This is a genomic window from Acuticoccus kandeliae, assembly GCF_003073115.1.
In genome coordinates, this window is the sequence record NZ_QBBV01000001.1 from 2,659,852 (window position 1) to 2,673,245 (window position 13,394).

A 13,394-nucleotide genomic window follows, 5' to 3' on the forward strand; every position below is an offset into this window, starting at 1 on the left:
CCTCTTCCTTCGCCATTTCAGTGAATGGGCAGCGTGCGTTCCTCGACGGCACCATCCTCGCCGAGGCGGAAGGCGATGTGCTGGTGCCATCGTGTGTCGTCCTGGCCGGGATGGTCCCGGCGCTGGTGGGCGCCGCGGCTCTCCTCCCGCCGCAGCGCGGCGCGGATGATGAGCTCGGCGATGAGCGTCATGTTGCGGGCCGAGCGGGCGGCGAGCGCGGCGGCAAGGTCGGGCGTTCCGAGTTCGGCGCTCGCGGCGCGGAGCCGCTCCACCGTCGCAAGGCCCTTGGTGAGGCCGGCTTCGTCCCGGTAGAGGCCGGCGGCCTCGCCCATGGCGGTGCGCAGTTCAGCCTTGATCGCGTCCGCGTGCGTGCCGCGCCCCTCGGCGACCAGGCGCGCGGCGGCAGCCTCGCCCGCCTTCTTGGAGAGCGTGCGGCGCGCGCCGTCGCGCTTCACGGCGGCGGCGGCGCTGCGGCCGACGAGCCAGCCCATCGCCATCGTCTCGCCGCCGCCATTCCCCGCAAGGCGGCTCGCCCCGTGGATGCCGCCCGAGGCCTCGCCGCAGGCGAAGAGGCCGGGGACGCCCGTCGCGCCCGTCTCGTCGATGAAGACGCCGCCCATCTCGCTGTGCGCGGCGGGGCGCACGCGGGGCGGGGTCTTCAGGGGATCGAGACCGGCCGCCCGCAGGCGCTTGCAGTGGGCGACATAGGATTCGACCGTCGCGGCCGGCAGGACGGTCGTGTCGATCACCACCGTGTCGTCCGGGAAGCCGCGCCCTTCGTCGATTTCCTGCTGGATGCACAGCGACATGCGCGCCTTCTCGATGCGCTTTTCGCCGTGCTCGGGGTTGTAGCGGAACATGAAGCGCTCGCCCGCCGCATTGAGGAGCGGGGCGCCGTCGCCGAGCATCGCGGTCGGCATCTCCATGCCGCGCGCACCCTCCGGATAGACGGTGACGAGCGGCTCGAACTGCACGAACTCCATGTCGATGAGGTCCGCGCCCGCCTCGAGCGCGAGGGCGTAGGCGTCGGCGGCGATGTCGACGGGGTAGGTGCTGTCGTCATAGAGGCGGCCGATCCCGCCCATGGCGAGCACAACGGCCTTCGCCTCGACGGCGAGGAAGTCGCCCTTCTTCGCGTCTGCGAGGAGCGCGCCCGCGACCGCCCCGTCCGCCATGATGAGGGAGACGACGCGCCAGCCGGGGAGGGTGTCGACGCTCACCTCCTGCGAGCGGCGGGTGAGGGTGTCGATCACCGCCCGCCCGACGCCCTCGGGGACGAAGACCGAGCGCGGATAGGTGTTGCCGGAGAGGTGGCGCTGGGCAAAGCCCTTGCCGTTGCGCGCGAAGGGCACTCCGAGGCGGACGAGGTCCTCGAAGGAGGCGACCGAGGCGTTCGCGAGCGCCTCGACGAGGCGGCGGTCGCTGAGCTGGTAGCCGCCGGCGATCATGTCCTCGGCGTAGATCGCGGCATTGTCGAGCGGGTCGACGGCCCCGAGGGGGACGTTCGCGCCGATCACATAGGGCGAGGCGCCGCGGGCGAGATAGGCGTGGACGACGCGCGCGCCCGCCTCTCGCGCCGCGACGGCGGCCCGGCAGCCGGCGATGCCGCCGCCGAGCACGAGAATGTCGGTCGAGACCCTTTCGGGCGACGCCGCCAGCCGTTCCCAGTCGCTCATTCGCCGCGTCCAGGCTCCGCCGACGCGGCCGGCACCATGGTCGGCAGCGTGACGGCGCCGATGGCGTAGCGGCTCGCGATGGCCGCGCCGATGCAGCCGATGCCGATGATGTCGGTGACGATGCCGGCCTTGATCAGCATCACCGCGCCGACGACGAGCAGGATCCGCTCATACCAGCGCGCCGCCGACTGGAAGAGGTAGCCCTGCACACCCGCCGCGAGCGACAGGATACCGATGATCGCGGTCGCCGTCGCGAGGATGATCTGGACGAGCGGGCCCTGGAGAATGAGGGCCGGGTTGAAGACCCACAGGAAGGGCAGGATGAAGCCCGCAAGCGCCAGGCGGAAGGCGATGAGGCCTGTTCGCGATGGATCGGCCCCCGCAAGGCCCGCCCCGGCATAGGCCGCGATCGCGACCGGCGGGGTGACGTTCGCCATCACGCCGAAATAGAGGACGAAGAGGTGGGCCGCCATCGGATCGACGCCGAGCTTGACCATCGCCGGCACCACCAGCGTCGCGAGCACGACATAGACGGCCGAGGTCGGCAGACCCATCCCGAGGATGATCGACACGCCCATGGTGAGGACGAGGAGCACCATAAGGTTGCCGCCCGAGAAGTCGATCAGGATGCCCGAAAGGCGGAGCGCGAGGCCCGTCAGCATCAGGACGCCGATGGTGATGCCCGCCGCAGCGCACGCCGCCGCGACCTCGAGCATCCCGAGCCCGCCCTGGCGCAGCGCCGCGAAGAGGCGGCGCCCGCCCATGCGCGTCTCGCTGCGGATCCAGCTCGCCGCGATGACGGCCAACGTCGCGAAGAAAGCGGACTTCACCGGCGTGTAGCGCACGATGACGAGGAGATAGATGAGGAGGGCGAGCGGCGCGATGAGGTGCCAGCCCTCCTTGAAGATCTTCCAGGCGCTCGGCAGCTCGTGCCGCGGAACGCCGCGGATCCCCTGGCGCGCGACCTCGAAATCCACCATCGCGAAGAGGGCGATGAAGTAGAGCGCGGCGGGAAGGGCGGCGGCGACGAGGACGTCCGAATAGGGCCGCCCCATGATCTCGACCATGATGAAGGCGGCCGCGCCCATCACGGGTGGCATGAGCTGCCCGCCTGACGAGGCCGTGGCCTCCACGGCGCCAGCGAAGGCCGGTTTCAGCCCCGCGCGCTTCATGATCGGGATCGTGAAGGTGCCGGTCGCGACGGTGTTCGCGACGGCGCTGCCGTTGATGGTGCCCATCAGCGCGCTGCCGAGGATCGCGACCTTCGCCGGACCGCCCCGGAACCAGGCCAGCGCGGCATAGCTCCAGTCGATGAAGAACTTGCCGGCGCCCGACACGTCGAGGAAGGCGGCGAAGATGATGAAGATCGCGACATAGGTCGCCGACACCTGGAGCGGCGTCCCGGCGATGCCGTTCGTCGTGAGGTAGAGGGTCGCCGCGATGCGCTCGAGGTTGAAGCCGCGGTGGGCGAGGATCATCGGCATGTACGGGCCGACGAAGGCGTAGACGAGGAAGATTGCCGCGAGCAGAGGCAGAGCCCAGCCGACCATGCGCCGCGTCGCTTCGAGGACGAGGACGATGGCGATGACGCCGAAGATGACGGCGATCTCGGCCGGATCGCCCGCGCCGCGGCGGGCGATGTCGAGGAAATTGACGACGGGGTAGGCTGACACCACCACGGACATGGCCGCGAGCGGCAGATCGACGAACCAGCGGATCTTCGCAAAGCGCGAATCCTGCGAGACGCAGGGGCGCGTGAGGAAGATCAGCACCATCGCGAAACCGAGGTGCACATAGACCTGCTGGAGCGTGGAGAGGCTCCCGCGCCAGCTCGTGGTCAGGTGGAAGATCGCGAAGGCGGCGGCGAGGAGGCCGACACACAGCCTCCCCATCCCCACGCGCTTCAATTCGTCAGTCCACATGCGTGAGACGCCAGCCAGGCTCATGTCAGAGGAGCCCCTGCTCCTTGAGGTAGGCCTCGGCCCCCGGATGGAACGGAATCACGCCCTTGATGCCGCGGGTCGCGTTCTCCTTGGTCCAGTCGGCGCCGAGCGCGTGCGTGCTCGTCAGCTCCTCGTTGTTCTCCAGGAGCGCCTTGGTGATGGCGTAGACGGCCTCGTTGCTGAGGCTGTTGTTCGCAATCAGGATCGTGATGACGCCGAAGCTGCCCGCGATATCGTCCGGATGGCCCTTATAGAGGCCGCCGGGGATCGCGACCTTCGCCCAGTAGGGGCGCTCGGCGATCAGCTTGTCGAGCACTTCCGGGTCGGGGTTGAGGAAGACGACGTCCTCGCCCTCGGTGCTGGTGATGTCGGTGACAGAGCCCGTCGGGAAGGACGAGATGATGAGGACGGCGTCGACATTGCCGTCGCGCAGAGCGCCGGGGCCTTCGCCGTGGCCGATATATTCGGGCGTCCAGTCGTCGCCCATCTTGAGGCCGTGCGCCTCGATGATGGTCTGGCCGATATCGTTGCCGATCGAGCCCGCGGCGCCCAGCGAGATGCGCTTGCCCTTGAGGTCGGCGATCGAATTGATGCCGGTGTCCTTCAGGGTGTAGAGCTGCCAGTAGATGCCGTGGCCGGAGGTGACGCCGCCGAAATTGGTAATCTTCTCGTCGAAGGGCGGCTCGCCATTCTGGGCCTTGTAGGCCTCGGCGTTGGTGGCGTAGGCGAGCTCGACCTGATCATTTTTCATCAGGTTGAGGTTGTCGTTCGTGCCGCCGGTGACTTCCGCCGTGATGCCGAGCTGCGGAAATTGCTTGGCGATGATGGCCGCCATCGCGCCGCCGAGCGGATACCACGTGCCGCCGACCGTCGAGGTCGCGAGCGACATGAACTGCTGTTCCGGATCGGCCATCTGCGCGGACGCGCTGCCTGCTCCGCCGATCGCGAAGCCCGAGACCACCGCCGCCAAGACAGCCGCGCGCAGCCTGAAGCCCTTCATGGACTGCATGAACCAGCTCCTCCCTGGAGTTGTAATTTCCGCCGCTTCTCACGGCTTTATCTGATCGACGTCTTCTATGACGCGGGAGGAAGGCTAGAACGCCCCCGGTATACTGTCAAACAAATATGCCAACTTGTTAGACAACTGGATCGGCGCGGATAGTCCGAACCAATCCGGCGGGCGGCGACCGGGGCGCCATCATGCCGCAGTGCCTGGCGCACGCCAACGGCGCCTCGATTGTGGTGCTGCGGCGCGATGACGCGAATCGGTGGGCCGGGCGTGACGTCGCCCCGCGCCGACGGCCGGATCGGGCGCGACCGCGCTGCGCGTTCGACATCGGCACCGCCGCGTTGAAGGATGGAACGCGCCGCGCCGCCGATCGGATCGACCGGCTCGCCACCTCCGCGTGAAAATGAGACGGACCGTTCGATGCCGATCGCCATCACACTGAGACTGGACCCCGGCCTGTCGGCCGCCGTCTCTGGCCTCCAGAAAAACCTCGAGGGGGACGGCATCGCCGAACCCGACCCCGCGACGGCCTACGCCCCGCACGTGACCATCGGCCTCTTCCGCGAAGAAGCGCAGCGCGAACACATCGAGGCCGCGCTCGCAAGCTTGGCGGACGGCCTCGACCCGCCTGCCATCAAGCTCGCGCACCACGGGGTTTTCCCTGGCACGCCGGCGGCCGTCTTCCTGGGCCCCGTCGTCACGGGTGCGCTCCTCGACCTCCACAGCCGGATCCACGCCGCCATTCAGCCGGCGGCCACGGACCTCCACTACGCCGTCGGCAACTGGGTGCCGCACGTGACGCTGTCTCAGAAGGTGGCCGACCCAGGCGCGGCCCTGCGGGCACTCTCCGCCTGCCCATTGCCGCTGCGCGGAGCGGGGATCGCAATCGAGCTTGTCCGGTTCCCGCCCGTCGCGGTGCTGGCGTCTTATCCGCTGAGCGCAGGTGGTACGTAGCCGCGCCGGGCAATGCTCGGCCGTGCGTGGACTTGCCAAGCAATCTTGTCAGAAACCGAGTAGTCCAGCTGCAGGAGGGCTCACTCCGGGTCCATTCTAGAGACGGGAGGTTTCCCGCCTTTCGACCAGAACACGATCAAACGCTTACAGTGGTCGGCGGGATCTCTCCATTCCAGATCCTGAAAGCGCCAACGGCCCCGGAGATCTGGTTTGCGCAAGGCTGCACTTCATGATCGATGACAGGCAACTTGCACAGATGCTCGGCCTTCCCTACGTTCCACAAGACTGGGGCGTCGAATTTGCCGATCCAACCAGAATATCCGAGTTTCTCGAATTCCTGAAAGTCGAGGCTCTGACAACTGGAGCCGAAATTAATTTAATCGAGTTGATCTTAAATTCGATGAACGACGCGCTCGTGGATGGTGTGCGTGACTCTATTGATAAGAATGATATTGATTTCATTTTACGTGCCATGAACCGGCACTCTTATCTGAGTCAGTACTGGCTTGATCTGGCCGGAAATAGCGAGTTTCCGATTGCTTGGCTTCTCGCACGTTCGAGATGAACTCGAGACGGCGCCATTCGCCTGGCGACCAACGACCAACGACCAACGGTCACGAGAGGGGCGCTGCAAAGCCCGGAGACCTGAGCGCAGGTCCGGATCCAATGTCTGGAAAAGATTGGTACGCCCGAGGGGACTCGAACCCCTGACCGTCCGATTAAAAGTCGGATGCTCTACCAGCTGAGCTACAGGCGCGTGACGCGGTGTCGATAACCCGATTTGGGGGCTCGCCTCAACCCGCGCGCTGCGACTTAACGAGGCGATCGATCGCGATCAACGTTTCGACCAGTTCGGGCAGGTCCGTCAAGGGCACCATGTTGGGGCCGTCGGAGGGCGCCCGGTCCGGCGCCTCGTGCGTCTCGATGAAGACGCCGGCGCACCCGGCCGCGACCGCCGCGCGCGCCAGATAGGGCACCATCGTCCGGTCGCCGCCAGACGCGCCGCCGAGCCCGCCAGGGGCCTGCACCGAATGGGTGGCGTCGAAGATCACCGGCCAGCCGGTCTCGGCCATGATGGGCAGCGCCCGCATGTCGGAGACGAGCGTGTTGTAGCCGAAGGACGCACCGCGCTCGGTGAGGAGGATGCGCGAGGCGCCGCCGCCCGCGAGCTTCTCGGCGACGAAGCGCATGTCCCAGGGGGCGAGGAACTGCCCCTTCTTCACGTTCACGGCCGCGCCCGTGGCGGCGGCCGCGAGGAGGAGGTCCGTCTGCCGGCACAGGAAGGCCGGGATCTGGAGGACGTCCACAGCCTCGGCGACGGGGGCGCAGTGGGACGCCTCGTGCACGTCGGTCAGCGTCGGCAGGCCCAGCGTCTCGCGGATCTCGGCGAAGACCGGCAGCGCCTTCTCCATGCCCATCCCGCGCGCGGCGTTCAGCGAGGTGCGGTTCGCCTTGTCGTAGCTCGTCTTGTAGACGAGGCCGACGCCGAGCCTGTCGGCCATCTCCTTCAGCGCCGTCGCCATCTCCAGGGCGTGGGCGCGCGATTCCATCTGGCACGGCCCCGCGATCAGCGCGAGCGGCGCGTCGTTCGCGAAGGTGGCGTTGCCGATGACGACCTTCTGGCTCATCAAACGAGTCTCGATTGGGTGATCGCCGCCTCGACGAAGGACGCGAACAGAGGATGCGGCTCGAACGGGCGCGACTTCAGCTCCGGATGGAACTGGACGCCGATGAACCAGGGATGGTCCGCGAGCTCGATCGTCTCCGGCAGAACCCCGTCGGGCGAAGTGCCGGAGATCACCATCCCCGCCGCCTCCAGCGCCTCGCGATAGGCCATGTTGACCTCGTAGCGGTGGCGGTGGCGCTCGTGGATCACGCTCGAGCCGTAGATGTCGGCGATCTTCGTGCCGGGCTTGAGGTTCGCGGTGTAGGAGCCGAGGCGCATCGTGCCGCCGAGATCGCCGCCCTCGCGCCGCCGCTCCAGTTCGTTGCCCTTCAGCCACTCGGTGAGGAGGCCGACCACGGGCTCGGGCGTCGGTCCGAACTCGGTCGAGCTCGCCGCAGGATAGCCGGCCATGTGCCGCGCCGCCTCGATCACCGCCATCTGCATGCCGAAGCAGATGCCGAAATAGGGGACGTTGTGGTGGCGCGCGAAGCTCGCCGCCGCGATCTTGCCCTCGGAGCCGCGCTCGCCGAAGCCGCCGGGGACGAGGATGCCGTTCACGCCCTCGAGGTGCGCAGCCGGGTTCTCCTTCTCGAAGACCTCCGACTCGATCCAGTCGAGGTTGACGCGCACATTGTTCGCGATCCCGCCATGGGCGAGCGCCTCGATGAGGGACTTATAGGCGTCCTTCAGCTCGGTATATTTGCCGACGATCGCGATCGTGACCTCGCCCTCGGGCGTGCGCACGCGCTTGGAGATCTCGGCCCAGCCGGTGAGTGTCGGGGCGGGGGCGTTCTCGATGCCGAAGCAGGCGAGCACCTCGTCGTCGAGCCCTTCGCGATGGTAGGCGATCGGCACGTCATAGATGGTCGACACGTCGAGCGCGGGGATGACGCTCGTCTCGCGCACCGAGCAGAAGAGGGCGAGCTTGCGCCGCTCGTTCGGCGGGATCGGCCGGTCGCAGCGCACGAGCAGGATGTCGGGCTGGATGCCGATCGAGCGCAGCTCCTTCACCGAGTGCTGGGTCGGCTTCGTCTTCAACTCGCCCGCCGACGCGATGTAGGGCATCAGCGTCAGGTGGATGAAGAGCGTCGCGTTGCGCGGCAACTCGGTCGAGAGCTGGCGGATCGCCTCGAAGAAGGGCAGGCCCTCGATGTCGCCGACCGTGCCGCCGATCTCGACGAGCACGAAATCGAAATCGTCGTTGCCGGACGTGATGAAGGATTTGATCGCGTCGGTGACGTGCGGGATCACCTGGACGGTGCCGCCGAGATAGTCGCCGCGGCGCTCCTTGGCGATGATGTCCTGATAGATGCGGCCGGTGGTGATGTTGTCGTGCCGGTTCGCGGCGCGGCCGGTGAACCGCTCATAGTGGCCGAGATCGAGGTCGGCCTCGGCCCCGTCATCGGTCACGAACACCTCGCCGTGCTGATAGGGGCTCATCGTGCCCGGATCGACGTTGAGGTAGGGATCGAGCTTGCGCAGGCGGACCGAATAGCCACGGGCCTGAAGCAATGCACCGAGAGCGGCCGAGGCGAGCCCCTTGCCAAGGGACGACACCACGCCGCCCGTGATGAAGACGTAGCGCGTCACGACAATCTCATCATCGTGTGGGAGGAGACACCGCTTGCCGGGGCGAGGGGCCCCGGCGCGAAGGTGAGGAGAGGGTCGCGACCGCCGGTCACTCGCCGGTCGGGACTTGAGGGCCGGACGGGGCGGCCGACGAACCCGACGGAGCTGCCGGAACGGCGGGCACGTCGGTCGGCGGGGCCGGGGCGGCGGGCGCCGGCGGCGTCGCCTCGCTCGACGAATCGCGGAGCGTGTTGAGGAGGCCCTCGCCGGTGCCGCGCGTCGACTCGTCGCCGAGCGGGACGGTCGCCGGGGCCACCGCGCCGCCGCTGTCGAGAATCGACGGGGCGCCCTGTTGGGACTTCGCAATCAAGCCCAGGGCCAGCGACGTCACGAAGAATGCCGCTGCAAGAATTGTCGTTGTCCGCGTCAAAAGGTTGGCGCTGCCGCGGGCGGAGAACATCGCGCCGCCACCGCCGCCTCCGATGCCCAGCGCGCCGCCCTCGGAGCGCTGAAGGAGGATCACCGCGATCAAGGCGATCACGATCATCAGGTGGATGACGATGATAACAGTTGTCATTGCAGGGCCTACACAGATCGGTACGACGGGACATCTAGCGATCACGCGCACGAATGTCACCGCCCACGCGTCGCCTTTCCGCGACAAAGCGGCTAGGACGCACCCTCAGTCGCTCCAGGCATTCAGTCCTAGGTCAGCTTCCTCGGGCTAATGGGGACGGCATAAAGGGGCATCGATCGTATGTGCAACTACTGCAGTATCATCGCCGGTGGCAACTACCGTCTCAACGGAATGACGAAAACGGGCACCCCCGTGATCGCCACCTACGAGTTCACGCCCGCCGCCGAGCTGCCGTTCGACCAGTTCATCGCCGACAATGCGCTGAAGAAGGCGGTGCGGCAGGCCGCCGCCCAGGTCGAGGCTGTCGCCGGGATCATCCTCGTCGAGGTCAAGGACGCGGCCGACGCGATGATCTCGATCAGCTACAACACCGATCCGGACGGGATTTCCTGGGCGAACTACCCCTTTAGCAACGCCGCCTACCCGAACTCGTACGGCGAGCTGACGATGAACGACACGTTCGACAGCTTCGCGAAGGGCACGTTCGGCTTCGAGATCCTGCTGCACGAGTTCGGCCACGCGCTCGGCCTCAAGCACCCGTTCGACGACACCCCGAAGCTCGCCCCCAACCTCGACAACACCTCGAACACGGTGATGAGCTACACCGTCTCGGGCGGGCCGAAATCCACCTACCAGCAGCTCGACAAGGAGGCGTTGCGGGCGCTCTACGGTCCGGCGCGCGGGCTCGACGGGGTCTCCGTCTCCTTCAGCGACGCCTCGAGCACGCTGCGCGTCGTCGGCACCAGCGGGACCGACAAGCTGATCGGCGTCAACGACGACAGCAAGATCAGCGGGGCCGGGGGCGCCGACATCCTCTTCGGTCGCGACGGGTATGACCGCCTCGTCGGCGATGGCGGGGACGATGTGCTGAATGGCCTCTGGGGCGACGACACGCTGATCGGCGGACAGGGGAACGATCGCATGCGCGGCGGCGAGCGCGACGACCGCCTCCTCGGCGGCCACGGCGACGACCGCCTCTTCGGCGAGGAGGGGGACGACCAGCTCATCGGCGGCAGCGGGTCGGAGCGGATGTTCGGCGGGCCGGGGCGCGACACATTGTCGGGCGGCGGCGGCAGCGACGAGATGCGCGGCGACAAGGGCGCCGACGTCTTCGCCCTCGACACCGCGCGCGGGACGGACCGGATCATCGACTTCCGCACGGGTCAGGGCGACCGGATCGACGTCTCCAAGCTCGGCTACGACTTTGCAGACATTGTCGCGGCCATGACGCCCGACGGCGCGGACATGGTGATCGACACCGGTGGCGGGCGGGTCGTCATCGTCGGCGGGGCGAACATGGATTTCCACCCCGGCGACTTCATCTTCTAGCCCGGCCCTCCGCCGGGCCGCCGGATTTTCTGGCGCGGCCCTCCGCCGGGCCGCTGAAGGCGATGGCGGCGAGCGGCGACCACGGCCCGCCGCGATAATGCCAAAGCTGAAGCCCCTCGGCCCTCGCGCTGAAGGGCCGGAAGTCCGTCGAAAGGCGCGCGAGGGTCTCGCGCGCATGCTCCGGCGTCACCTTGTTCTGGATGGTGACGTGGGGGCGGAAGCGCTCCCGGTCCTGACGCGTGAGGTGCTCGCGGAAGGCGTCGGCGAGGCCGGCGCGCAGCGCCAGAAGCGCCTCCGAGGCGATGCGGTAGGCGACCCCGCGCCCGAGCGGCATCAGCGCCTCGACGACGACCGGGAAAGGTGGGCGGGCGGCGGCGCGCGCGATTGCGCCGAGCACCATCTCCTCCGCGTCCCCCGGAAGCGCGTGGAAGAGGGTGAGGTGCGCCGGGATCCGGTTCAGCGCCTCGGGAAAGTGCGTCTGCCGCGCCGTTTCGAAGAAGGCCTGGGTCTCCGGGTCGAACTGCAGCGTCACGATGATGGGAGGCTGCGAATCGTGCGGCCCGGTCATCCGCGAGATCGCCACGAACGCTGACGATATTCCTGTTGTGCGGCGAATCCGGGCCGTCTGCCCTCGGCGCGGACCAGAAATGCAGGCACGGGGGAGCTTCTCCCGCCCGGTGCGCGGCGAGAAATCGGCGGGCGAGGGGATTCGATGCGGCTTGCGCGGTCGCAACGCTTGACACAGGGCGTCCAGAATGCCCCATGCGCTCGGTTCCACCCCCTCGTCTGAAGAGATGCACCATGCACCGCTATCGCTCCCACACCTGTGCCGACCTTCGTGCCGACGATGCCGGCTCGAACGTCCGCCTGTCCGGTTGGGTGCACCGCGTCCGTGACCATGGCGGCCTCCTGTTCATCGACCTGCGCGACCATTACGGGATCACGCAGGTCGTCGCCGACCCCGATTCCCCCGCCTTCGCGGCGGCCGAGAAGGTCCGCGCCGAATGGGTGCTGAGGATCGATGGCGAGGTCAAGACGCGCGACACCGCCCAGGTGAACGATCGCCTGCCGACCGGCGCGATCGAGGTTTTCGCGCGCGAGATCGAGGTGCTGAGCCAGGCGCCGGAGCTGCCGCTGCCGATCTTCGGCGAGCCGGACTATCCGGAGGAGACGCGCCTCAAATACCGCTTCCTCGACCTGCGCCGCGAGACGCTCCACAAGGACATCATCAAGCGCAGCCAGATCATCGCCTCGATCCGCCGGCGGATGACGGGTGCCGGCTTCATGGAATTCCAGACGCCGATCCTGACGGCGTCTTCGCCGGAAGGGGCGCGCGACTTCCTGGTTCCCTCGCGCCTCCACCCCGGCAAGTTCTACGCGCTGCCCCAGGCCCCGCAGCAGTTCAAGCAGCTCGTGATGATCGCGGGCTTCGACCGCTACTTCCAGATCGCCCCCTGCTTCCGTGACGAGGACGCGCGCGCCGACCGCTCGCCGGGCGAGTTCTACCAGCTCGATATCGAGATGAGCTTCGTGGAGCAGGAGGACGTGTTCGGCGCGGTCGAGCCGGTCCTGCGCGATCTCTTCGTCGAGTTCGGCGGGGACAAGCCGGTGACCAAGGTGTTCCCGCGCATCCCCTACCACGTCGCCCTCGCCAAGTACGGCTCGGACAAGCCGGACCTGCGCAACCCGATCGAGATGGAAGACGTGACGCCGCATTTCGCGGGCTCGGGCTTCAAGGTCTTCGCCTCGATGATCGAGGCCGACCCGCGCGTGCGCGTCTGGGCCATTCCCGCCCCGACGGGCGGCAGCCGCGCCTTCTGCGACCGGATGAACAACTGGGCGCAGGGCGAGGGCCAGAAGGGGCTCGGCTACATCTTCTGGCGCGAGGGCGAGGCCGAAGGGGCCGGCCCGATCGCAAAGAATATCGGCGCGGAGCGGACCGAGGCGTTGCGCACCCAGCTCGGCCTTGCGGCGGGCGACGCCGTGTTCTTCGTCGCCGGCATCCCGGAGCACTTCATGCGCTTCGCGGGCGAGGCGCGGAACCGCGCGGGCGACGAGCTCGGCCTGTCCAAGAAGGACCAGTTCGCCTTCTGCTGGATCGTCGACTTCCCGATGTTCGAGCGCAACGAGGAGACGGGCGGGATCGACTTCTCGCACAACCCCTTCTCGATGCCTCAGGGCGGCCTCGAGGCGCTGAACTCGATGGACCCGCTCGACATCAAGGCGTTCCAGTACGACATCGTCTGCAACGGCATCGAGCTGTCCTCCGGCGCCATCCGGAACCACAAGGTCGAGATCATGCGCCGCGCGTTCGAGATCGCGGGCTATGACGAATCGGTCCTCCAGGAGAAGTTCGGCGGCATGCTGTCGGCGCTCCAGTACGGCGCCCCGCCGCACGGCGGCATCGCGCCGGGTGTCGATCGCATCGTGATGCTGCTGTGCGGTCGCGAGAACCTGCGCGACGTCACGCTCTTCCCGATGAACCAGCGGGCCGAGGACCTGATGATGGGCGCGCCGTCGACGGTGACGGCCGCGCAGCTCCGCGAGCTGCACCTGCGCCTCAACCTGCCCCAGTAAGACGGGGCGAACCGCAAGATAGGCGGCCGGGGGT

12 protein-coding genes and 1 tRNA gene are annotated in these 13,394 nt (G+C 67.8%); 5 read left to right on the top strand and 8 right to left on the bottom strand.

What is annotated here, in order from left to right:
* Positions 1-17 precede the first annotated feature (17 nt).
* From DBV35_RS12130 to DBV35_RS12140, 3 genes are read right to left on the bottom strand one after another with little or no spacing between them, the layout of a single operon-like run.
* Positions 18-1,676 carry an FAD-binding protein gene (locus DBV35_RS12130; RefSeq protein WP_108660375.1) on the bottom strand — a complete coding sequence of 553 codons (1,659 nt, stop codon included), beginning with the start codon at positions 1,674-1,676 and terminating at the stop codon, positions 18-20.
* Complete coding sequence (locus DBV35_RS12135) at positions 1,673-3,568, bottom strand: TRAP transporter permease (RefSeq protein ID WP_157961691.1); 1,896 nt, start codon at positions 3,566-3,568, stop codon at positions 1,673-1,675. The genes DBV35_RS12130 and DBV35_RS12135 overlap by 4 nt, the downstream gene beginning before the upstream one ends.
* 55 nt (positions 3,569-3,623) lie before the next feature.
* A complete protein-coding gene (locus DBV35_RS12140; RefSeq protein WP_108660377.1) occupies positions 3,624-4,628 on the bottom strand; it encodes a TAXI family TRAP transporter solute-binding subunit in 1,005 nt (334 codons plus the stop codon).
* A gap of 191 nt (positions 4,629-4,819) precedes the next feature.
* Here DBV35_RS12140 and DBV35_RS30180 point away from each other — a divergent pair, with 191 nt between their 5' ends.
* From DBV35_RS30180 to DBV35_RS30185, 3 genes are all read left to right on the top strand, one after another.
* Positions 4,820-5,029, top strand: a complete 210-nt coding sequence (locus DBV35_RS30180; RefSeq protein WP_157961692.1) for a hypothetical protein — start codon at positions 4,820-4,822, stop codon at positions 5,027-5,029.
* 19 nt (positions 5,030-5,048) lie between these two features.
* Positions 5,049-5,582 carry a 2'-5' RNA ligase family protein gene (locus tag DBV35_RS12145; protein WP_157961693.1) on the top strand — a complete coding sequence of 178 codons (534 nt, stop codon included), beginning with the start codon at positions 5,049-5,051 and terminating at the stop codon, positions 5,580-5,582.
* Positions 5,583-5,811: 229 nt separating this feature from the next.
* Positions 5,812-6,147, top strand: a complete 336-nt coding sequence (locus DBV35_RS30185) for a hypothetical protein (RefSeq protein WP_157961694.1) — start codon at positions 5,812-5,814, stop codon at positions 6,145-6,147.
* Between the two features lie 116 nt (positions 6,148-6,263).
* Here DBV35_RS30185 and DBV35_RS12150 read toward each other — a convergent pair.
* The 4 genes from DBV35_RS12150 to secG form a co-directional block, all read right to left on the bottom strand.
* Positions 6,264-6,339: transfer RNA gene (locus DBV35_RS12150), tRNA-Lys, on the bottom strand.
* A gap of 37 nt (positions 6,340-6,376) precedes the next feature.
* Positions 6,377-7,210, bottom strand: a complete 834-nt coding sequence (gene kdsA / locus DBV35_RS12155; protein WP_108660379.1) for a 3-deoxy-8-phosphooctulonate synthase — start codon at positions 7,208-7,210, stop codon at positions 6,377-6,379.
* Positions 7,210-8,838, bottom strand: coding sequence for a CTP synthase (locus tag DBV35_RS12160; RefSeq protein WP_108660380.1), 1,629 nt, complete (start codon positions 8,836-8,838; stop codon positions 7,210-7,212). Before DBV35_RS12160 ends, kdsA begins: the two co-directional genes overlap by 1 nt.
* Positions 8,839-8,926: 88 nt before the next feature.
* Complete coding sequence (gene secG, locus DBV35_RS12165) at positions 8,927-9,394, bottom strand: preprotein translocase subunit SecG (RefSeq protein ID WP_108660381.1); 468 nt, start codon at positions 9,392-9,394, stop codon at positions 8,927-8,929.
* A 231-nt stretch (positions 9,395-9,625) separates the two neighbouring features.
* Here secG and DBV35_RS12170 point away from each other — a divergent pair, with 231 nt between their 5' ends.
* A complete protein-coding gene (locus DBV35_RS12170; protein WP_157961695.1) occupies positions 9,626-10,783 on the top strand; it encodes a matrixin family metalloprotease in 1,158 nt (385 codons plus the stop codon).
* Here the strand turns inward: DBV35_RS12170 and DBV35_RS12175 are convergent.
* Positions 10,773-11,351 (bottom strand): 2'-5' RNA ligase family protein, encoded by a 579-nt coding sequence (locus DBV35_RS12175; protein WP_108660703.1) that lies wholly within the window; start codon positions 11,349-11,351, stop codon positions 10,773-10,775. The two genes, DBV35_RS12170 and DBV35_RS12175, sit on opposite strands and share 11 nt — an antisense overlap.
* 233 nt (positions 11,352-11,584) lie before the next feature.
* Between DBV35_RS12175 and aspS the strand changes: the two genes are divergently transcribed.
* Positions 11,585-13,360, top strand: coding sequence for an aspartate--tRNA ligase (aspS, locus tag DBV35_RS12180; protein WP_108660383.1), 1,776 nt, complete (start codon positions 11,585-11,587; stop codon positions 13,358-13,360).
* Positions 13,361-13,394: the final 34 nt, after the last annotated feature.

Bases quoted from the DNA above. Each gene is read 5' to 3' on its own strand.
- DBV35_RS12130 (WP_108660375.1), bottom strand. From the start codon at position 1,676: ATGAGCGACTGGGAACGGCTGGCGGCGTCGCCCGAAAGGGTCTCGACC.
- DBV35_RS12135 (WP_157961691.1), bottom strand. From the start codon at position 3,568: ATGGGGAGGCTGTGTGTCGGCCTCCTCGCCGCCGCCTTCGCGATCTTC.
- DBV35_RS12140 (WP_108660377.1), bottom strand. From the start codon at position 4,628: ATGCAGTCCATGAAGGGCTTCAGGCTGCGCGCGGCTGTCTTGGCGGCG.
- DBV35_RS30180 (WP_157961692.1), top strand. From the start codon at position 4,820: ATGCCGCAGTGCCTGGCGCACGCCAACGGCGCCTCGATTGTGGTGCTG.
- DBV35_RS12145 (WP_157961693.1), top strand. From the start codon at position 5,049: ATGCCGATCGCCATCACACTGAGACTGGACCCCGGCCTGTCGGCCGCC.
- DBV35_RS30185 (WP_157961694.1), top strand. From the start codon at position 5,812: ATGATCGATGACAGGCAACTTGCACAGATGCTCGGCCTTCCCTACGTT.
- kdsA (WP_108660379.1), bottom strand. From the start codon at position 7,210: ATGAGCCAGAAGGTCGTCATCGGCAACGCCACCTTCGCGAACGACGCG.
- secG (WP_108660381.1), bottom strand. From the start codon at position 9,394: ATGACAACTGTTATCATCGTCATCCACCTGATGATCGTGATCGCCTTG.
- DBV35_RS12170 (WP_157961695.1), top strand. From the start codon at position 9,626: ATGACGAAAACGGGCACCCCCGTGATCGCCACCTACGAGTTCACGCCC.
- DBV35_RS12175 (WP_108660703.1), bottom strand. From the start codon at position 11,351: ATGACCGGGCCGCACGATTCGCAGCCTCCCATCATCGTGACGCTGCAG.
- aspS (WP_108660383.1), top strand. From the start codon at position 11,585: ATGCACCGCTATCGCTCCCACACCTGTGCCGACCTTCGTGCCGACGAT.